Source organism: Rhizobium sp. GN54, from assembly GCF_021026345.1.
In the GTDB taxonomy this organism is placed as follows: Bacteria; Pseudomonadota; Alphaproteobacteria; order Rhizobiales; family Rhizobiaceae; genus Mycoplana.
Window position 1 is genome coordinate 133,801 of the sequence record NZ_JAJNCZ010000010.1, and the last position, 19,670, is coordinate 153,470.

The following is a 19,670-nucleotide window of genomic DNA, read 5'->3' on the forward strand; positions in this document are numbered from 1 at the left end:
GCATGCCTTGTAGGATGGCGGTCATGGATTCGCCCGTCACTCCTCTCGTCGCCTCGCCGGTACTCCCGGCCGCCTTGCCCGGCTGGGCCCTGCCGCGTGGCCGCGAGCCGGACGAGGTATCCGCCGCCTTCGCCGCCGGCATCGCGTTGAAATCGCTGGATGATCTTGTCCGCTCTGCGCCCGCCTGGGCTGGCTGCTGACGGGCGCGCCAGGCACTGAAATGCGCCGCCGTCGCGGTCCGGCTGATGGGCCGCAGCGAGGACGAGGCGGCGTTGCGCGACGCCGTTCTGCTCACCGCCGTCGGTGACGATCCCGGCCCTGCTGGTCGGGTGTTTTTGGCGACCAAAAGGCTGGCTACCCGAAAACCTGCCTTCTCTTCGAAGGCCGTAGGCGAGCTTGCCGATTTGTTGGGGCTCGCCTGGGACGATCGGCTCACCGCGGCCGTCGACCACGCCGACGACGCGCTGCAATCGGGTCGCTCGGCGCCGTTTGCCACGGCGGACCTGGTCACGGCCATCCATGCCGCGCGGCCGGATGCCGAACCGCTCGCCTGGGCGCTGGCCGATCTGCTGATCGCCGCGCTGCTGAAATGGGATTGTGCCGTGCCGCTATTAATGGCCGAGCGCTACGGGCCGGCCTTCAAGACGCTTGGGGGCAGGGGCCGCGTGCGCCCGGGGGAACCGGCCTTCGCCCGCGCCGTCTGCCTTGCCCTCACCGAGGCAACAGGCGCGGCCTTGCGCACCGCCGGGGAGATCGGGCGGCGTGCCGATACGCTGCGTGCCGCCGCGCCAAAGGTTCGCACGAAAGGCGCTGATGCAGTCATTGAAAAACTGCTCGCCGAGGACGCGGTCGCAGCCTCGGCGCCCGGCAGCAATCTCTCGCGCTGGGCGGCGACCCGGCTGTTCGACCGGCTGGAGGGCTTTGGCGCCGTGCGGGAACTGTCCGGTCGCAGCGTGTTCCGGATTTACGGATTGTGACAATGGCTGAACCGGACGCACGTGGCAGAATACGGACGCCTCGGACGAAGGACGCAAGCGAACGCTTGTTGGATCGGGAGTTGGCGGATCTGCCGCCGGACCTGCGCTGGCGCGAATGGATGTTGCGCGTCGAGGCGGTGATCTTTGCCGCGGCCGAGCCGGTCGGTCGTGAGGCGCTGGCGCGTGTCGTCGGCAAGGACTGCAGCATCGACCTCCTGATCGATGACCTGCGCGAGGAATTGAAGGGCCGGCCCTATGACATCGTCTCTGTCGCCGGCGGTTGGCAGCACCGAACGCGTCCGGCTTACGCGTCCGCGATCCGGGCGTCGCAAGCGTCGACTGTGGGAGGGGCGTCGGCGCTGTCCGACTTCGAGGCGATGGTGCTGGTGGCGATCGCGTATTTCCAGCCGATCACCCGGGGCGACCTGTCGAAGATTTTCGGCAAGGAGGTCAGCCGCGACACGATCGCCAGCCTGCGCAATGCCAATTTCCTCGCCTCCGGCCCGCGCAGCCCGACGCCGGGTGCGCCTTATACCTATGTGACGACGAAGCACTTCCTCTCGGCCTTCGGCTTGCAGACGCTGCGCGATCTTCCTGACATCGAGGCACTGGAGGATGCGGGGCTGCTCACCCGACGATTTATTCCGGCGGAAGCGCTGGAGAACGAGGAGGCTTCTGACGACGAGTAGCGTTGGCGGACGGGGCGACCGTTTTGACCGCGTTGTGCTACATTGAGGCCATCGAACTGGCCAATGAAGAGAGTCTCGCGATAGCTTCGTAATTGGCTTTGAGCCCGCATTGTGACTGTGCAGCTGGCTCTTTCCATGTGGTCGACGACGGTGGCTGTCGTTATCGCGAAAGCCGCTTCTCGTCATCGATCAGCGTCAAGCGCGCGGGGCCGACCGCGCCCCAATGCCACAGGACCAGGTTGAGATTGTCCACGTTTGCGCCGGGCGCGAAGCTCCTGACAAGCAGGCCGTGATAGCCTGCGGCGGCGAGGTGTCGGGCGAAAGCCTGGGTGCTGGCCTCGCCGCTCGCCTTCATCTGGTCCCGCCAAGTCGGGTCTGCGAGAGATGACGGCGTCATCCCTTCAGCCAGCAACGCGGCCTCGTCCCTGGTATCGAATATCCGACCTATGTCGGCGTCGTAGGAGATTAACGTCGTCGGCTGCAGACTGCCGGCCTGATTGGCCTCGCGAAGGGCGGTCATTACCGTCAGACAGGTGTAGAGCGCTGGCGTGCCCTTCTTTTTGAAGCGGCCGCCGTACAACTCCGCCCCGCGCCCGGACATTGGCTCGCGTGCATAGATCGGGTTCAGTGCTCGAAAGAGCGCGCCTTCATACCGCATCGTCTTGTCAGGCGTGGACGCCGGCATCGACCGCGTCGATATAGTCGAGAACCTCGTCGGCGCGGCCCTCCCGGACCAACTGCATCGCTGTCATTCCCGAGAAGCCCGGCATGTTGATTGCCACTGAGAACTGACCCGGCGTGGCCTGATATTTCCATTGAGAATTGACCCATGTTCCAACCTTCCCTCGCATGTTTTCAGCGGGGGCTATGGAGTGATCGACATGGCGTTATTGAGCGTGATCCGACGCTGGCATTTTCGAGAGCATCTATCGATCCGGGAGATTTGCCGCAGGACTGGCCTATCCCGGAATACCATCCGCAAATACCTGCGCCTGGACGGCGTAGAGCCGAAGTTCAATGTCCCTGAGCGGCCGAGCAAGCTCGATCCACCAAGCGTGTCTCACCGACCTGCCTCGTGCATCTGGAGCGCAACCGCTACAGCGTCCCGGCATCCTTCGCCAACCGACCGGTAAGCCTACGGGTCTACCCGGACCGTGTCGTGGTCGCCGCAGAGGGTCAGATCGTTTGCGAGCATCGTCGCGTCATCGACCGATCTCATGATCGGCCGGGACAGACGATCTACGACTGGCGGCACTATCTGGCGGTGGTGCAGCGCAAGCCAGGTGCGCTTCGCAACGGCGCACCTTTCGTCGAACTCCCCGATGCATTCCGGACCTTGCAGCAATACCTGCTCAAGAAGCCCGGAGGCGATCGGGAGATGGTCGACATCCTGGCGCTCGTCCTTCAACACGATGAACAGGCCGTCCTGTCGGCCGTCGACATGGCACTGAAGTCCGGCGTTCCGACCAAAACGCATGTGCTGAACCTGCTGCATCGCCTCGTCGACGGCAAATCCTTCACGCCGCCGACTATCGATGCGCCGCAAGCCCTGACGCTCATCAACGAGCCCAAGGCCAATGTCGAACGATACGATGCCCTGAGAAAGACGGAGGCCCGCCATGCGTCATAATCCAGCAAGCGGTGCGATCGTCATCATGCTGCGGCAATTGAAGATGCACGGCATGGCACAAGCCGTCGGCGAGCTGACCGAGCAAGGATCGCCGGCGTTCGAGGCTGCCGTTCCGATCCTGTCGCAGCTTTTGAAAGCGGAAACGGCCGAACGGGAGGTGCGATCGACCGCCTATCAGCTCAAGACCGCCCGCTTTCCTGCCTATCGTGATCTGAATGGCTTCGATTTTGTCAGCAGCGAGATCAATGAGGCGCTGGTCCGCCAACTTCACCGCTGCGACTTCCTCGACGACGCCAACAACATCGTCCTGGTCGGCGGCCCCGGCACGGGCAAGACGCATATCGCCACAGCGATCGGCGTCCAGGCCATCGAGCATCATCACAAGCGGGTTCGCTTCTTCTCGACAGTCGAGCTGGTCAACGCGCTGGAGCAGGAGAAGGCGCAAGGACGGTCTGGACAGATCGCCAATCGGCTTGTCCACTCCGATCTCGTTATCCTCGACGAGCTCGGTTACCTGCCGTTCAGCGCATCAGGCGGTGCGATGCTGTTCCATCTGCTGAGCAAGCTCTACGAGCGCACCAGCGTCATCATCACGACGAACCTCAGCTTCAGTGAATGGGCCAGCGTCTTCGGCGATGCCAAGATGACCACCGCGCTGCTGGATCGGCTTACCCATCATTGCCACATCCTCGAAACCGGAAACGACAGCTTCCGCTTCAAGAACAGCTCGGCGCCCGAGCCTAAAACGACGAAGGAGAAAACGAGAAACTTGACCACGACCGCAGACCCGAAACATACCTAACAGGCGGGTCAATTCTCGGTGGAAACGCCGGGTCAGTTCTCAGTGGCAATCAACACTCGGCTACAAGACGCCGGCCGAAGTGTTCCTCGCGCATTTGCAGGAAGGCGATTGATCCCCTACCCTGCAAGACGGGCATGATGTACTTGGGTTAGCTTCTCCACTCGAGCGAAGAATTGACGGCACTTTGAGCATTGTTCCCCACTCCTTATCGCTAGAAGCATACCCGCTTACTATGGTAGTCTAACCTATACATTGGTGTGGTACACCGGTGGGTGAGCAAGTTAACTGGGGCTGACGGGTCTGCGGCTGTTTCGCCGTGATGAGCAAGAGCCGATTCAGCTACAAGTGCCATCGTTTTCCTCCCGCTGTGATCGCCCATGCGGTCTGGCTGTATTTCCGGTTTCCGTCGAGTCTGCGTCTGATCGAGGAATGCTGTTGGAGCGCGGCATCATCGTTTCCTACGAGACGATCCGATGCTGGGCAAAGAATTTCGGCCCGGACTATGCCACTTGCTTGCGTCGGCAGCCGCCAGCTCCAAATGATACTTGGCATCTGGACGGGTGGTCGTGATGATCGGCGGGCGTCTATTGGATATGCCTGGCTCCCAGCAACATGATCTCGAGTGGCAGGTTGCTCTCCTCGAGAACGCGGCGATCATCGAGCCCAGCAGTCTCGCTGCCACGACCATCGGCCGAAGCGATACTGCATTGGGAGCATTCTATAGACGGTTGGCGGGGAGGACCGGAAGGCAGAAGGCCGTGACAGCGACGGCGCGCAAGATCGCTGTTCTCTTCTACAACGCCGATTGGAATGGTCAACCGCGACCCAGTCGCTGCGGTTATGACGAGGGGCACGGTAGCTGGGTCGTCCTCGGTGACCTGACGGCAGCGGACACACCGAGATGCTCGACCCCTGCAACGAATTCGTCGCTTTCGCGTTGTTGGGTTCGGAGAACTGTCTGCTGAGAGGTGTGAGTTGCAATCCCTGACACGCAAACGCCAGCTCCGCTCAGATCGGCCCTTGTGGGCGGTCACGCCTCACATCAAGGTGCCGGCCGTAAACTGCATCCCTGACGTCTCGATCGATGTGCTCATCGTTGGGGCGGGAATTGGCGGTGCGTTGATGGCTAACGCGCTGCTCGGGAGCAGCCTCAGTACCCTCGTCATCGACCGTCGACTACCAGTGCATGGGAGCAGCATGGCCAGTACGGCCATGATCCAGCACGAGATCGACGTACCGCTGCATCGCCTTGTCGCGATCAAGGGGATTGGGCCTGCACAGCGTGTGTGGCAGCGTTCTGCTAAGGCGGTCGAAGGTCTTGATGCGCTGGTCCGCCTCCAGGGACTGGAGTGCCAGTTCGCGCGGAAGCGAACCCTCTATCTCGCGGGCGAGAGTTATGGCTCGAGAGCGCTGAAGGCGGAGAGCGCGGCGCGGCGCGAGGCCGGGATTGCAGTAGAGCTTTGGACCCACGCAGAATTGAAAGAGAAGTTTGGCATCGAACGGTCCGCCGCCCTCGTTTCGGACATCTCGGCCTCCGCAAACCCGGCGCAGTTGACCGCAGGTTTGCTCAGAAGGGCCTGGGCAAATGGAGTCGAGATCGTCGAGGGCGTTGAAATCACCGATATCGTCAGCCTGGACGAAGCCAACGTCGTCGCGACATCGAAGGGCCAGCTCGTCAGGGCGAAGCACGTCGTGTTCTGTACCGGCTACGAATTTCTGGCCGCGGTCGCGAACACAAGCCATAATACCGTCTCGACCTGGGCAATGGCCACTCGGACCCGCCACCCGCTTCCGAACTGGCTGAAGGACTTCCTCGTCTGGGAAGGCTCAGACCCGTATCTCTACTTTCGCGCGACACCAGACGGCCGCCTTGTCGCGGGAGGGGAGGACGAAGATGACGAGACCGCCTTTCGCGATCCGGAAAAGCTGGAACGCAAGGCCAGCCGGATACGGAAGAAACTCGAGGTACTGCTGGGACAGCCGATCGAACAGCCCGTCTATCGATGGGGAGCAGCATTTGGCGTAACATCGGATCGACTTCCGATGATAGGCGCTGTCCCCGGTCTCCGGAACGTCTACGCAGCGATGGGGTACGGCGGTAACGGTATCACATTCAGCCAGATCGCTGCGGAGATTATCGCCTGCGAGATATTGGGGCACAAGGACCCGGACAGCAGCCTTTTCGAATTCCGTTGAGCGAGGCTAGATGCCTAGTCCTAGAACAGTTGCGGATTTCGACCACCGGCGCTTCGTCGTCGGGCTGTCGCGCGGGATCGCGGGCGCTCTCCTTTTTGCTCTACCGATGTTTCTGACGATGGAGATGTGGGAATTGGGGTTCTACATCGACCGGGCCAGGCTATGCCTCCTGCTGACCGTCAACGTGCCGCTGTTGATCGTCCTTGCCCGCCGCATCGGGTTTGAACGGACGTCCTCCTGGCGCGAGGCTGTTCGCGACGCCGCGATCGCCTATTTCCTCGGAATACTGGCGAGCACTGCCATCCTTGTCGCAATCGGCGTTCTTCGGCTTGGCCAGGCTGCCACCGAGATTGTCGGCACCGTCGCGCTTCAGGCCGTGCCCGCGAGCATTGGCGCCTTGCTCGGACGAAGCCAGCTCGGCCAGCACCAGGACGACAAAGACGAGGAAGGTTCGCCGCCCGACACCAGCTATGCCGGCGAACTCTTCATGATGGCAGTCGGAGCCTTGTTCCTGGGCCTCAATGTCGCTCCGACGGAGGAAATGATCCTGCTTTCCTACAAGATGACCCCATGGCATGCGATCGCCGTCATTCTTGCTTCGATCGCGCTCATGCACGGGTTTGTCTACGCGCTGTCGTTCTCCGGCGGGCATGGGCTGGAGGAGGGGACCCCGGGCTGGCATGCCTTCGTGCGGTTCACCGTCCCCGGCTACCTGGTGGCTTTCTTGGTCAGTGTCTATTGCCTCTGGACTTTCCATCGCTTCGATGACGTCGATCTTGTCGAGGCGGCCATCACAGCGGGGGTTCTCGGATTTCCCAGCGGGATCGGCGCTGCGTCGGCGCGTCTCATTCTATAGGTGTTCTGATGACGACACTGTCAAATCCGAAGTCGACCGAGAAGAGCAACCCTCATTGGATCGAGTGGCTGACTGGCCTCGTTTCGATAGTGTTCATCCTGGCGCTGATCGGCTGGATCGGCTGGGATGCTCTCGGTCCCCGAGACCCTGCACCGGAACTCTCCATTCGAATTCTTGGCACGATCGGCGAAGGCGCCGGCTACCACGTGCGGTTCGAGATCGCCAATGCTGCGAAGGCGACAGCGGCCGGCGTTGTCGTCAGGGGCCAAATCCTGGACGGCGATCGCGCGCTTGAGACGATCGAGACCACCTTCGACTATGTTCCCATGAATTCCACGGCAAGCGGAGGGTTGATCTTCAGGTCCGACCCGACAGGACATTCCCTGCGGATTTCTGCAGTGGGATACAGTGATCCGTAGTGACTATGGCGAAGGCGTAGCTCCAGCCGGAACCTTGCTCGGTTGCTTGCCGGCCGCCGGCACGACAGTTCACTGGATCGCACCATTCTCAAGGCGAGTGTGTTTGCGTTGAGCATCCCCTCGTTCTGGTTAATCATGATGCTCATCATGCTTGGTGCCATCATGACGGGCTGCTTTCCTTCGGGCAGGAGCAACAGTCGGGCTGCGGCGGAAGCCGCCTTCCTGGCGATGGCCGTTCCGGGGCGCCCGGTCAGACTCCAGTGGATGCGCGAACAGGAGTTCGGCTGGGAGCCCGCTTGGCCCCGGCGTGGTGACGGAGCTGGAAGCCGCCCTCGATGCCGACAACCGCATCGCCAGCTGGAAGCATGACGTTTGGAGCAATCCGCACAACAACCGGCCGGTCGGTGCTGGCGGCGTGCTCATCGGCAACGAAATCAGTACGCCCTTTGCGAAGCCGCAGGGAAAGCCGATCCCCATGCCCGAGGGGGACGGCAGTCGCAATTCCAACCCGCTTTACGCCCTGCCGAACATGAACGTGAATTATCACTTCATAGAGGACATGCCGATCCGGGTTTCTGCGCTACGCTCGCTCGGCGCACATCTGAACGTGTTCTCGATCGAGAGTATGTTTGACGAGCTGGCCCTTGCAGGCGGCGTGGATCCGCTGGACCTGCGCCTGAACCATATGGCTGATGAACGGGCGCGCGCTGTCATGATAACGGCGAGCAAGGCGTTCGGATGGCGCTCGCGTGTGAAACGCGGTCCCTTCCACGGTTTCGGGATGGCCTTCGCCCGGTACAAGAACCTGGGCGCGTATTGCGCTGTGTGCGTAGAGATAGTGGTAGACCAGAACACCGGCCTGATAACGGTGGAGCACGTGCAGGCGGCGGCGGATTGCGGTGAGATCGCCAGCCCGGACGGGGTACGAAACCAGATCGAGGGCGCCGTCATCCAGTCCATGAGTTGCTGCACGCGCGAGGAGGCCACCAATGACGCGATGCTGCGAACGAGCTTTGATTGGAGCGCTTACCCCATCTTCCGCTTCGGTGACGTTCCGAAGGTTATTGACGTTGTCATCGTGGAACAGCCGGGCCAGGCATTCCTCGGAGTGGCCGAATGCGGCCAGGGGCCGGCTTCCGCCGCACTTGCCAACGCCCTCGCCGACGCGACGGGCGTTCGCTTCCGCAACATGCCGATTACACCGAAGGTCGTGCGCAAGGCAATCGTCACCCTTTGAGGGGCGCGACACCCCCCTCGGCCAGTGCCTGGCGCAGGGCCGCGATGAAGACGCGCACCTTGGGCAGCACAAGCCGGGCGGTCGGATAGACGGCCCAGATGTTCAGTGTTTCGGGGCGCGCGTCGGGGAGGTCGATCCGAACCAGCCTGCCGGACGCGAGGTCGTCGCTGACGTTCCAGTGCGACAGCAGCGCGATGCCACCACCGGCAAGACATACGGACAGGCAGGCGGCGATGCTGCTGGAGGAGAAGCGGGCATTGACGCGGACGTGCCTGTCGCTCTTTTCGCCCGAAAACGTCCAGTGGGTCACACCGTCGAGTGGTAGGCAGTCGTGTACCGCTAGCGCCTCAAGCGAGGCCGGCGTTCCCTGCGTGTCCAGATAGCCGGGGCTTGCGACGAGGAGGCGCGGGTTGTCGGCAAGCTTCTGCGCGATGAGGCTGCTGTCACGAAGCTTGGCGATGCGGATCGCCAGATCCGTGCCCGTGGCGACGAGATTGGGCAGTGCATCAGTGAGATCCAGTGCAATACGCAGTTCGGGATGCCGGGCAAGCAGGCCGGGCACAACGGGTGCGACGAAGCGCAGGCCGAAGGCGACTGGCACGGAGACGCGCAGCAGGCCGGCGGCGCCGCGGGTGTCGGAGCGCATTCTGGCCAGTGCCTCGTCGCCGTTTTCGACAATCGCCAGGGCGAAGGGCAGGAAGGTTTCGCCTTCCGACGTCAGGGACAGGGCGCGCGTGGTGCGGTGCAGCAGGCGGACGCCTAGCGCAGTTTCGAGCGCTGCGAGACGCCGGCTGGCCATCATGGCGGTGATCCCCAGTCGGCGTGCGGCGGCAGCGAGGCTGCCAACGGAAACGGCGACGCAGAAGACGTTGATGTCGTCAATGTTCAATATCGAAATCCGTTATACAGGTCGAACATACAAGAGCAGTACATCCAATTACGATAAAGCTCTAGTTCTTGCACATCGCTTTCTTCAGCCAGAAGGGCATGAAAATGGATATGACACTTTCGTCCGCGAATGCCGACGCCTCGTATGGCGGCGTCAGGCGCCTTGCGCTTCTTGCCATGGCAGCGGCTGGCGGTATCGCCGTGGCAAACATCTACTACAACCAGCCGATGCTCGGCCTTATCGAGACCGAGTTCCAGCACCAGCCGGTCACCGGCCTCATTCCAACCGCGACGCAGCTCGGTTACGCGATCGGCCTATTCTTGTTGTTACCGCTGGGCGATCTCGTTCACCGCCGTCCGCTGATCGTCGGGCAATTCTTGCTGCTGGCGATGACGCTTGTTCTTGCAGCGCTTGCGCCGACGGCCTGGCTGCTTGTCGCTGCGTCGTTTCTCGTCGGTGCTACATCCACCGTCGCACAGCAGATCGTTCCCTTTGCCGCATCGCTAGCTGTACCTGAAAAACGTGGTGCCACGATCGGCACTGTCATGGCCGGCGTTCTGTCGGGGATCTTGTTCAGCCGGACGCTTTCCGGTTTCGTCGGGCAGCACGCGGGATGGCGCGAGATGTTCTGGGTCGGCGTGCCGATGGCGCTCGTTGCAGCGGTGATGATGTTCCTGACCCTGCCCCATCATCGTCCGGCGTCGCGTATGCGTTATCGTACGGCGATGCACTCGCTCGTTCATATGTGGAAGCACCAGCCTTCTCTCAGAGTGGCAACGTTGGTGCAGGCAGCGCTTTTTGCCTCGTTCACGGCGTTCTGGACGATCCTGGCGCTCTACCTGCAAGGGCCGAGCTTCGATCTCGGCGCTGATGTCGCGGGTCTGTTCGGGATCGTCGGTGCGGTGGGCATCTTTGCGGCGCCGCTGGCTGGCAAGGTCGCAGATCGCCGCGGCCCCGGCTTCGTCGTCTGGATTGGTGCGGTACTGGCTGCCGTTTCATGGATCGTCTTTGGCCTCTGGACGTCGCTGGCGGCGCTTGTCATCGGCGTCATCATTCTCGATTTGGGTATCCAGAGCGCTCTGGTTGCCAACCAGCACATTATCTACGCGATCGATCCCGAAGCCCGAAGCCGTCTCAACACAATCTTCATGACAGGCATGTTCCTGGGCGGTGCAGTCGGTTCGGCCGGGGCCACAGCCACGTGGGGGCATGGTGCCTGGGCTGCCGTCAGCACGTTGGGGGTAGTATTCGCGCTTGTCGCGATCGGTATTAAGGCCATCGCGCATTACCGTGCCGCCGCCATCGGAAAGATGCGGTGAGGAACGGCACGATGAAAAGACTACGCGTGCGGGTCGTCGGTGGTTCCCTCGGCGGCCTGTTTGCCGCCATCCTGCTCCAGCGTAACGATCACAACGTCCTTGTCTACGAGCGCTCTACGTCCGGTCTCGGTGGTCGCGTCGGATTCGGGCGCCGCTGACACAGATCTCCTGGGATGTTCTCTATGAAGGCGTGGTCCCGATGCTGACGCCCGACAGCTACGTCCTCGGACGCAACATCAAGCGCGTCGTCGATGGCAAGCGCGAAGCGTCGATGATGTTTGCAGACGGCTCGACCGACACAGCCGATCTCGTCGTCGGCGCGGACGGGGCTCGGTTCAGTCGCACGCGGTGCCGCCAATGCGCGGAGGCAGAACGACTATGCCGGCTCGTCGCCTCACGCGGCCTCGCCTGGCCTCCAGGCTGGCCTGAAAGCTAAGCCTGGAGACCAGTAGACGATCGCCGGGTCAGTGGTTGATCTTCGAGACCGCCAGGTTCGTCAGCACGTTGTTCGCCGCCTTCTCCTGATCCAGGATTTCGCTCAGCAAAACGTGCGCCTCTTCATTTCCGAGGACCTTGGCCCACTCGCGCAGCGATCCGTAACGCGCGATCTCGTAGTGCTCGACCGCCTGGCAAGCGGCAAGGACGCCTGCGTCGAGTGCGACGCCCTTGCTCTCGTCGATGATGCCGTCGGTCTCCTTCAACAGCCCTTCGGTCGCATCGCACTTCTCTCCGGCGGGCTTTACGTTGATAGACTTGAACACCTTCTTCAGGGTTTCAATTTGCCCCTTCGTCTCGTCAAGATGGTTGTCGAGCGCTTTTTTAAGCTCAGCACTCTTTACCGCCTTGGAGACTTTGGGAAGGGACTTCGCGATCTCGCTTTCCGCGAAGTAGACGTCTTTCAGGGTGTGTTCGAAAAGTTCGGACAGTGTCTGCACTTTATCCTCCTGATGGGTTGTGGCGTTGCTGGAACGGCCGATGGACGAGATTGTTCCCAGCCTGGATTGCGGGTCCTTCGGCGTATCATGGGGCTAGATCGATCGAGCCGTTCTCGTTGCCGTCCCAGTAGTCTACCCGGTTGCCGACAACCTTGATCAGGACCAGTCCTTCGGTGTCAGTGCCGTCCGGGAACCAGCGGTCGAGACCGTCTGTCCAATGTTGCTGGAATTCGATCTTGTCCTTGCACAGCACTGCATTGCCTTGGACGGCGATGAAGATCCCAGGCTTTCCAAGGAGGGAAGGAGCACCGCTGAAGGTCAGCGAGACGACAGGTGATTGTTTGATATCCTCGATCTTCCGGGTGTCCTCGTAGGAGAAGAACCAGCAGTCGCCATCGAATTCGACGTCGCCATTGTTGCTCATCGGACGGGATGAGATCCGACCGGCAGGGCTCTGCGTGGTGAGCATCCCGAAGTCGATGTCCTTCATTTCCTTTGCGATGTCCTCAAGCGTAAGATTAGTCATGAAAACCTCCCGATTTTTCTTATGCTCACGCGACGGCGGAGTCTGCTGGCTTTAACGCGGCGTGTGGCGCGACGTTCCGGGAACTGCCCGCAAACTTGGCGAAACGGTCCCGCGCTCCATATCGCCCAGGGCGATCGCACTTGGGCGACTTCGGCCACGAGGGCGGTTACGACACAGTCGGGCGCTACGCCCGAACCTGGGCGAAGGAGCGCGGCTGGGTCAGCGCTGCCAGCTCTTCGACGTTTTTCGAACGGTTACCCACCGCACCACGTCGGAGAACCTCTGCGGCTACTGGCAAGGCGCCGCGCAGCGGATCGATGTTCAGGGAGGGGACGAGGAGGCCAAGGTCGAGAAAAAGCGCTAACCGCGATGAGTGCTGAGCTTCGTCAATTCCAATGTGTACTAGCAGTCAAACCAGTATCCTATTGGTGGTTTCGACATTTATTATTGCAACATTCACCAGCACTCTATTGATACTTCGACCGACGCCCTATTGCAACTTTCACCATGTTGGTTTGCTGAAAAATGAAAGTGACCATCATGGACGAAAGCCTTCTCCCGCGTCATCTGGAAACGCAGTTTAAGGTTGCACTTACATCAGCACGGGTGGTCAACTTTGCTGGGCTGCGTCAGGTCGGGGAGACGATCTATTGAGCGTTGGAAAATTCATCACTTAGATGACGAGGGTGAGCTTGCAGCTGTTGAGGCCGATCCAAATGGACAGCTGGATGCCCTATTGGCTGAGACAAAAGCGAGCCCACTCATTGTCGACCAATACCTACGCCAGCGATCGCACCATGGGTTCGCGGTCCCAATACCGCTTTGTCGCGGCATCGATGAAGCCTTTGTCATGGGGCACGACACCGTCGTCGGGTTGGACGCCAGCCTTGTCAAGAAGTGGTTGAGAGCCCTGGCTGTATCCGATCGCCTTGAGGTGGGCGAACGCGTCCATCACCCATTGTACGGCCGCCCCTTCGTTAATGAGCGACTTGCAGCCCTCGTCCGAGAGAAGTACCGCGACCGCGTCGAAAATGGGGGAGGGGGAACCCAGGAGCTGCCCATCGGCCTTGATGGATGTGTTATCCGACAAGGTGGTGTTGCCAACCTTGGGCGCGACGATAAACGGCGTGGCACCTTCGTCCTCGATGGCTGCGATCAGCGTCTGTAAGGCTGAGGCGTCAGTCTCGTCCGCAATGAGGATGCCGATTTTGCGGCCTTTTATCGTGTCCAGCATATTCTTCTGTATCGATAACGCCGGCGAGGCACCCATGTCGATCGGATCCCGTGCGGCTGCTGATTTTTCCGGGAGCTCGATACCCAAACCGTGGGCAACGCGCCGGGCAAGCGTCTCGTCGACGTTGCGCAGGTTGCCCACCATTCGCGGCGGCACCTGCTCTAGGGACACTTTCGACAATTCGAACACGAAGGCGGAGGCGATATGTGCTTGTTCGGACTCGGTCTGAGATTTCCAGAACATGCGGGCTTGGCTGAAATGATCGGCAAACAGTTCCGCACGGACGCGCAGTTTGTCTCCCTGTTCGTCCCTCTGAGCCTGGCGCTCCAATGTATGAAGGCCGGTCACGGGACATTCTCGTGGCCCGCCGGGTTCGCCATGCGCTGCCAGACTGTTCGGCTCATAGTTCGCACGGCCCTTCGGTACGCTCATCTGCATCTGGCCGTCCCGCTGGAAGTTCATGACCGGACACTTCGGCGCATTGATCGGAAGCTGGTGGAAATTTGCAGTGCCGAGGCGAGATTTCTGCGTATCGAGATAGCTGAACAAGCGCCCCTGCAACAAAGGGTCGTTGGTAAAGTCGATGCCGGGCACGATGTTCGCGGGACAGTAGGCGACTTGCTCGGTTTCAGCGAAGAAATTGTCCGGGTTCCTGTCGAGAATCAGGCGTCCGACCTTTCGCAGCGGAAGCAGTTCCTCCGGAATGATTTTGGTCGGATCGAGAACGTCGTAGTCGAGGCTGTCGGCGAAGGCCTCGTCGAAAAGCTGCACGCCGAGCTCCCACTCCGGGAAATTGCCCAACGCGATAGATTCGAACAAATCCCGGCGATGGAAGTCATTGTCGGCGGCCTGGAGCTTCAAAGCTTCGTCCCAGACGGTTGATTGTGTGCCGAGCTTCGGCTTCCAGTGGAATTTGACGAAGGTGGATTTTCCGGCCGCGTCGACGAAACGGAACGTGTGGATGCCGAATCCTTGCATGGTGCGCAGGGAGCGGGGGATGGTACGGTCCGACATGGCCCACATCAGCATGTGGGTCGTTTCCGGCATGAGTGATGCCCAATCCCAAAACGTGTCATGCGCGCTGCCGGCCTGCGGATAGGCTCGGTCAGCTTCCATCTTCACCGCGTGTACGAGATCCGGAAACTTGATCGCATCCTGGATGAAGAAAATCGGGATATTGTTGCCGACAAGATCCCAATTGCCTTCCTTCGTATAGAACTTAACCGCAAAGCCGCGGACGTCGCGGGGCGTATCCACCGAACCAGCGCCACCGGCGACGGTCGAAAACCGGACAAACACGGGCGTCCGTTCACCAACCTTTTGGAACAGATCTGCAGTGGTTACATCTGACAGATCGTCGGTCACCTCGAAGTAACCGTGCGCGGCAGAACCTCGGGCATGGACGATACGCTCCGGTATGCGTTCGTGATCGAAATGGAAGATCTTCTCCCGGAGGACGAAATCCTCCAGCAGCGTCGGCCCGCGTGCTCCGGATCTGAGGCTGTTCTGATTGTCGGAAACCCGGATCCCTTGATTGGTAGTGAGCTTCCCTTCCCGGTCATGCGGACCCGCGAGCGGCACATGCTGGTGAGGCTCGCCGCCATTGCCGAGGTCCATCTCGAAGCTTGTCTTGTCGGCCATGACACATCCCCTGAAGATTGCGGATGAGTGCAAACGAACGCTAGGCGACATTGTTCCGTGGCAGCGTTCGCCGCATTGATTAAGCAGGTATCAGCATCCCTGCATGTCGAGTTCAAGGTATTGGCTCCCGGGGACCATTTTGCATTACCCCCGTCTCCCAACACAAAGAAACGCAGGGAAAGCCGCAGAGTTCCACATCTCGTGGTCGCGCGAACGATTGCTCAGATCGTCTTCGGCGGATCAGGATTCTCATCCGGATTTGGCAGCGGGCCCTCGTCCGGCAACCGCGGTGGGTCCGGCTCCTTGATGGGCGGTCCCGGATCGACAGGCGGTGGCACCGGTTGCGTTGGGATGTCATCTCCGGGGTTGACGGGCAGGCTCATGGCGTGTCCTCCTGTTGAGTTGGTCAACTCACTCGCACCCTGTGATGTTCCGAGTTCCCTGCAACAGAATGTAGATCCCTGCAGGCCTTGATGTAGGCCACGCGCGAAAATAGGGCATTAGGTAGCAAAAGCCATCACATGCCACTTCGTATTGGAATTAAAAAGAGAAACCTAGGCCGGACTGTCGAGATCGCGTGGTCCGTGTCATCGCCGTTGTCGTTCAACAGAGTGCTAGGAGCAGCCAACGCCTATTCGATATGGCCGAAAGAGGGGGGGGCAATTGCGCATCGCTACAACTCTGGATACGCTTAAGTCTTTAGAGGAGCGATCGTTTGCAAGCTACACGCAACCACTTCCTCCGATCGACACCGGCGAGAAGCCCAGGTAATAACCCGGGTCATGTTCAGGATGATACGCATTCAGCTCTGATCTCCCCGCGGCCGTTTTCGGCCGCTGATCCGCCTTTCCGCCGTCGTCTTCTGGAGCCTGAACATAACTTTCAGCGCCATCGCTACCGCTGCCCTTGCCCATCACTTCCCCCCTGCGGTGTTGGCAATCAGCACTCTGGGCGGGGGCTTGGAAATACGCTCGGCGATCCCAAGGGTCAGCATTTCCTGCTTTCACCAAAGGGTCCAACGCTGACGGTGCGCAATTTCGCCAGGATGCGGGATGTGACAGCCTACGGCTGCTTTAAGCGTCTGCGCTGGCCCGAGACGGAGGGCGAGCCCTACTGCCCCGAGAGCGGAACCTGTCATCACGTTACGTGAGCTTTCGCACTCGTTGTTCTGATCGCAGATTAGTGGTGGTCAGCGGCCGCACAAGGCCTTCGAGCGCCAGATGATCGATTGCGGCTTAATCAAGCGTAGTGAGGGGCGATGCCCGCTGCAGATGCAATGCTCAATCAATATGGCAACATGGGCGGAAGGTTGTCTCAATCGCGACATGGTCGACTTGCAGGTGGACAATTGTGGTGCAGGCACGATCGCAAGGCGCGTTGTTTCGTCCTGAAGCGAAGTGGCCCGTCACCTGCCAGGGGTCTGGCAGCGCAACCCTTCGGACCAGTCCCTATCCCCGGTCAATTCATCCGGTCGGAGATACGGAGAAGCCCGGCGCATTTTGAGTGCGCCGGGACGCATTGGAGTTAGTGCCAACGTGGCTGACGTTTTACGTTGTAGCGGAGTTCGCAAGAAGTCGCGTATTCGCCGAAGAGGCGGAGAAGTTTCTTTTCTTCAGCCTCGGCCACGCGGTAGAGCTTGCAGAAGTCTTTGACAGACCAAACACGAGTTGCTGCCGCTGCGACAGCCTTGTCATTGGTATGCTTCATTACAATCCTCCCGTGAAGGGAAGACTAATACCAAAGTCTAAATTAGGCTTCTATAAATTTTGACGTAGCCACTTCCAAGTTTGCCACTAGATCCGATACTGGCTCACTTTTCAGCCCGCCGCCCGGCGCGGCGGGCTACCGTTAAGACGAGTTCACCGTTCAAACCGACCCTCGTATTTGAACTCGGGCGCCTTCTCTAGCTCCTCTTTGGTGGCGTTCATCACGGCCGTCCACTTCTTTTCATTCTCAAGGTACGTGATTTTCACCGCAGACGGACTGACCATAACGTAATGATCGCCCATACCGAGAAAGCCACCGACAGACATGATGAAACCGTTTAGCTTGCCGTCGGCGATCACAACATCCTTGATCTCGCCGATAGTCTCACTGGCGTCATTCGTCACGTCGAGATCGATGAGATTGTAGCTGAGGACGTCCGTCGGTTGAACAGCAACGAAGGTCTCCGTTGTCGTCGTTTCTGCGGTCTGAGCGTAAGCGATACCACCGAGCAACGACGCCGCGGTGAGTCCAATTAGAATGCTTCGCATAGTCGGCCTCCTTCTGCTTTTCCTGGTTTTCAAACGCGATGCCGAAAGCAAGGTTCCGGGCGACGCTGGCGGATGGGCTTGTAGATGCACGTGTTTGCTATGATGTGCAGGCCGTATGAGGAACGTGGCAACGGACACGAGCAGCGTCAGGGTGTGGCCTCGTTGGGTTGGTCCGACATCGTCGCTGGCAGGCCAATCAAGCCAATAGGATTACGAAAAGCACGAAGAGCACCGCAGCTCCGAACGCGGACAGTTCTATTAACCCGTCATACATCGCAGCCTCCGCCAAAGAGGGATCGCCGATAACGCGCTCGTCAGGGCAAAGTTCCTTGCGGTGGTATCGTCGATCACCGAAAGAGGACATCAAATCGCGGCGCATTCTATGCGTCTGCGCGTTGGTCGCTGTTTGGCGTCCGGGTGGCACAGGGGCAGGTCAAAGGGATCGAGCCAACTTGAAAAAGTGGCAGACAGACGGGCTCACTGCTCGCACGGCCTACCACGAGAGCGGGCACCGCGCTCTCACCGAAAACTTGAACTACTCGGCGGCCGGGCTGCGCAAAATGTTCTCGCAACATTTTCGCCCGCCGCTATTGCGGCTGATTATGCACGCCAGCCCGAGCGGATCGCGAACCGCGCCTATGCCAACCGGAACGAAAAACGTCGATGAGGCTTTCTGCCAAGGCTGGTGTTACCTGGCGCGGGGGTTGCTGCAGATTGCCGTACGAGAACTACCGCATATTCGGGCGAATCGCCCGGCTACGCCACACTGATGCCGTCGCCTTCGCGGTGGCGACGATCGTTCCGCCCTTTCCGACTTACCTCGCGCCTGCAAACAGATTCTGATCGGGCCTTCCGGCCATCGCGAGTAGCTTTTCGCGATCGTGGATGCCCTCTTGATAGAGGGTGATCAGCCTGCTTGCCAGCGCATAGCAGGTTCAGTCTTGGCCTCGATCTGCCGCTGTCGACATATGTCGTCGAACACTTCACCCAACATTGAGAGACCAGCCGGATCGATGAAACTTTCTTTCGGAAGGTGACGGTGGATCATGACGTGCTCTCGATTTCGGGGCGCCTGGCCATCGCGCGCCGGCAAACAGTACTAAAATGAGAATTGGTGTTTCGGGCTTCAAGATCCGGTGACCTGATGTCGCCGAGCGAAACTGACGCCTACGTTGACCGCCAACTCGGTGAAACTCGACGAGGGCATGCGTGGCAACCGTTGCAGCGGATGGAGGAGAACAGCGTTGATCCATCTCGGGGTTGATCGAAATGAAAGAAGATGTCTTGGAGATGAAGCCGGTGACCGATGACGTGAAGCGTTGGAAGCTCATGGATATTGGCTCCCTCGGCGTTATCGGCATCGGCGGTATGGTGGTTGGTGTCACCTTTGCCGACGCCCCGCCGCCTTTGGCTAGTTTGTTGTCGGCAAAGGCTTGTCGTAGGCTTTAATGCAGAATGCTTCCGCGCTGGTGAGCGCTATCGGAGCCGGTATCGGAGTGTCGCCTGTGGTTCGTGGGATCGGCGATCGCAAAGTAGACGGAACTATCCCTGACACCGGCCCTGTAGAGAAGCATCATGCGACGCGCGATTTCATCGGCAGCGGCAGATCTCTTGGCAATGTGCGCCTTCAGGCACACAGAGTCGAAAATTTCCTCGAGCTTGGCGCGGTCGTCTAAGCATTCGCAGTCCGTGGAGTTTATTGATCTTGTCATCGCCATCGCCTCCCAAAGGGGAGTGTGCGCCGCTGAAGCGGTAGGCGCAACCAACTTCAGCGGTAATGACGTAGTCCTTAAATCGGCTGGCACTGTGAGGGATGTTTCCCTGGCTCGAAATACTGCGGAAAAGCGCACGCAATAACAAGCGGTGGCGCGGCGACGACAAGCTTCGTGGAGACCTCGGCCAAGACAAGCTTTACGGAGGCGGCGGCGCCGACAGGTTCCTATAGAAGTCGGTGGCGACTCGACAGTGACGTCATCGGGGCGGGACACCATCTACAATTTCAGCCTCGATGGTGGTGACAAAATCGAATGCTTCCTACATCGATGACAACACCAACGCCTCGGGT

20 protein-coding genes and 5 pseudogenes are annotated in these 19,670 nt (G+C 60.1%); 16 read left to right on the forward strand and 9 right to left on the reverse strand.

The window, feature by feature from the left end; genetic code table 11:
• Window positions 1-23 precede the first annotated feature (23 nt).
• Together LQK81_RS21905 and scpB are read left to right on the forward strand one after the other, a co-directional pair.
• Window positions 24-977, forward strand: a pseudogene (locus LQK81_RS21905) (DUF1403 family protein).
• 2 nt (window positions 978-979) lie between these two features.
• Entirely contained in the window at window positions 980-1,666 is a 687-nt protein-coding gene (scpB, locus tag LQK81_RS21910; RefSeq protein WP_230808523.1) for an SMC-Scp complex subunit ScpB, read from the forward strand.
• 160 nt (window positions 1,667-1,826) lie between these two features.
• Here scpB and LQK81_RS21915 read toward each other — a convergent pair whose 3' ends face one another.
• Window positions 1,827-2,324: an RES family NAD+ phosphorylase gene (locus LQK81_RS21915; RefSeq protein WP_230808524.1), complete on the reverse strand. Its 498-nt coding sequence runs from the start codon at window positions 2,322-2,324 to the stop codon at window positions 1,827-1,829.
• A gap of 390 nt (window positions 2,325-2,714) precedes the next feature.
• On the opposite strand from LQK81_RS21915, the pseudogene LQK81_RS21920 reads away from it, so the two are divergent.
• From LQK81_RS21920 to LQK81_RS21955, 9 genes and pseudogenes are all read left to right on the forward strand, one after another.
• A pseudogene (locus tag LQK81_RS21920) lies at window positions 2,715-3,296 on the forward strand (Mu transposase domain-containing protein); the annotation flags it as partial.
• The gene (istB, locus tag LQK81_RS21925; protein ID WP_230808527.1) at window positions 3,286-4,098 is read left to right on the forward strand and encodes an IS21-like element helper ATPase IstB; all 813 of its coding nucleotides are present in this window, start codon (window positions 3,286-3,288) and stop codon (window positions 4,096-4,098) included. The pseudogene LQK81_RS21920 and the gene istB, both read left to right, overlap by 11 nt.
• A 319-nt stretch (window positions 4,099-4,417) precedes the next feature.
• Window positions 4,418-4,682: pseudogene (locus tag LQK81_RS21930) on the forward strand (IS6 family transposase); the annotation flags it as partial.
• Window positions 4,683-4,686: 4 nt separating this feature from the next.
• Window positions 4,687-4,901 (forward strand): annotated as a pseudogene (locus LQK81_RS21935) (IS110 family transposase); the annotation flags it as partial.
• Window positions 4,902-5,118: 217 nt separating this feature from the next.
• The gene (locus LQK81_RS21940) at window positions 5,119-6,294 is read left to right on the forward strand and encodes an NAD(P)/FAD-dependent oxidoreductase (RefSeq protein WP_330166572.1); all 1,176 of its coding nucleotides are present in this window, start codon (window positions 5,119-5,121) and stop codon (window positions 6,292-6,294) included.
• A 10-nt stretch (window positions 6,295-6,304) separates the two neighbouring features.
• Window positions 6,305-7,150, forward strand: a complete 846-nt coding sequence (locus LQK81_RS21945; protein ID WP_230808529.1) for a TIGR02587 family membrane protein — start codon at window positions 6,305-6,307, stop codon at window positions 7,148-7,150.
• A gap of 8 nt (window positions 7,151-7,158) precedes the next feature.
• On the forward strand, window positions 7,159-7,569 hold the full coding sequence (locus LQK81_RS21950; protein WP_230808530.1) for a TIGR02588 family protein: 411 nt from the start codon (window positions 7,159-7,161) through the stop codon (window positions 7,567-7,569).
• Window positions 7,570-7,611: 42 nt separating this feature from the next.
• A pseudogene (locus LQK81_RS26375) lies at window positions 7,612-7,755 on the forward strand (ABC transporter permease); the annotation flags it as partial.
• A 124-nt stretch (window positions 7,756-7,879) separates the two neighbouring features.
• A complete protein-coding gene (locus tag LQK81_RS21955; protein ID WP_230808532.1) occupies window positions 7,880-8,806 on the forward strand; it encodes a molybdopterin cofactor-binding domain-containing protein in 927 nt (308 codons plus the stop codon).
• On the opposite strand, the gene LQK81_RS21960 is transcribed toward LQK81_RS21955, so the two are convergent.
• On the reverse strand, window positions 8,796-9,695 hold the full coding sequence (locus LQK81_RS21960; protein ID WP_230808533.1) for a LysR family transcriptional regulator: 900 nt from the start codon (window positions 9,693-9,695) through the stop codon (window positions 8,796-8,798). The two genes, LQK81_RS21955 and LQK81_RS21960, sit on opposite strands and share 11 nt — an antisense overlap.
• Window positions 9,696-9,805: 110 nt before the next feature.
• On the opposite strand from LQK81_RS21960, the gene LQK81_RS21965 reads away from it, so the two are divergent.
• The 3 genes from LQK81_RS21965 to LQK81_RS21975 are packed head-to-tail and all read left to right on the forward strand — an operon-like array spanning window position 9,806 to window position 11,450.
• Window positions 9,806-11,014, forward strand: coding sequence for an MFS transporter (locus tag LQK81_RS21965; protein ID WP_230808580.1), 1,209 nt, complete (start codon window positions 9,806-9,808; stop codon window positions 11,012-11,014).
• An 11-nt stretch (window positions 11,015-11,025) separates the two neighbouring features.
• Entirely contained in the window at window positions 11,026-11,172 is a 147-nt protein-coding gene (locus tag LQK81_RS21970) for an NAD(P)-binding protein (RefSeq protein ID WP_230808535.1), read from the forward strand.
• A gap of 41 nt (window positions 11,173-11,213) precedes the next feature.
• Window positions 11,214-11,450 carry a hypothetical protein gene (locus LQK81_RS21975; protein ID WP_230808537.1) on the forward strand — a complete coding sequence of 79 codons (237 nt, stop codon included), beginning with the start codon at window positions 11,214-11,216 and terminating at the stop codon, window positions 11,448-11,450.
• Window positions 11,451-11,478: 28 nt separating this feature from the next.
• On the opposite strand, the gene LQK81_RS21980 is transcribed toward LQK81_RS21975, so the two are convergent.
• The 7 genes from LQK81_RS21980 to LQK81_RS22010 form a co-directional block, all read right to left on the reverse strand.
• Window positions 11,479-11,949 carry a YciE/YciF ferroxidase family protein gene (locus LQK81_RS21980; protein ID WP_230808539.1) on the reverse strand — a complete coding sequence of 157 codons (471 nt, stop codon included), beginning with the start codon at window positions 11,947-11,949 and terminating at the stop codon, window positions 11,479-11,481.
• 85 nt (window positions 11,950-12,034) lie between these two features.
• On the reverse strand, window positions 12,035-12,475 hold the full coding sequence (locus LQK81_RS21985) for a pyridoxamine 5'-phosphate oxidase family protein (protein ID WP_230808540.1): 441 nt from the start codon (window positions 12,473-12,475) through the stop codon (window positions 12,035-12,037).
• A 778-nt stretch (window positions 12,476-13,253) separates the two neighbouring features.
• The gene (locus tag LQK81_RS21990) at window positions 13,254-15,350 is read right to left on the reverse strand and encodes a catalase (protein WP_230808541.1); all 2,097 of its coding nucleotides are present in this window, start codon (window positions 15,348-15,350) and stop codon (window positions 13,254-13,256) included.
• A 221-nt stretch (window positions 15,351-15,571) separates the two neighbouring features.
• Window positions 15,572-15,733, reverse strand: a complete 162-nt coding sequence (locus tag LQK81_RS21995) for a hypothetical protein (RefSeq protein ID WP_230808543.1) — start codon at window positions 15,731-15,733, stop codon at window positions 15,572-15,574.
• A 339-nt stretch (window positions 15,734-16,072) separates the two neighbouring features.
• Window positions 16,073-16,264 carry a hypothetical protein gene (locus LQK81_RS22000; protein WP_230808544.1) on the reverse strand — a complete coding sequence of 64 codons (192 nt, stop codon included), beginning with the start codon at window positions 16,262-16,264 and terminating at the stop codon, window positions 16,073-16,075.
• A gap of 610 nt (window positions 16,265-16,874) precedes the next feature.
• On the reverse strand, window positions 16,875-17,057 hold the full coding sequence (locus tag LQK81_RS22005) for a hypothetical protein (protein ID WP_230808545.1): 183 nt from the start codon (window positions 17,055-17,057) through the stop codon (window positions 16,875-16,877).
• A 152-nt stretch (window positions 17,058-17,209) separates the two neighbouring features.
• Window positions 17,210-17,605 carry a PRC-barrel domain-containing protein gene (locus tag LQK81_RS22010; RefSeq protein ID WP_230808547.1) on the reverse strand — a complete coding sequence of 132 codons (396 nt, stop codon included), beginning with the start codon at window positions 17,603-17,605 and terminating at the stop codon, window positions 17,210-17,212.
• A gap of 1,269 nt (window positions 17,606-18,874) precedes the next feature.
• Here LQK81_RS22010 and LQK81_RS22015 point away from each other — a divergent pair.
• Complete coding sequence (locus LQK81_RS22015; protein ID WP_230808548.1) at window positions 18,875-19,054, forward strand: DUF1515 family protein; 180 nt, start codon at window positions 18,875-18,877, stop codon at window positions 19,052-19,054.
• Between the two features lie 364 nt (window positions 19,055-19,418).
• The gene (locus tag LQK81_RS26435; protein WP_442967172.1) at window positions 19,419-19,550 is read left to right on the forward strand and encodes a hypothetical protein; all 132 of its coding nucleotides are present in this window, start codon (window positions 19,419-19,421) and stop codon (window positions 19,548-19,550) included.
• Window positions 19,551-19,670: the final 120 nt, after the last annotated feature.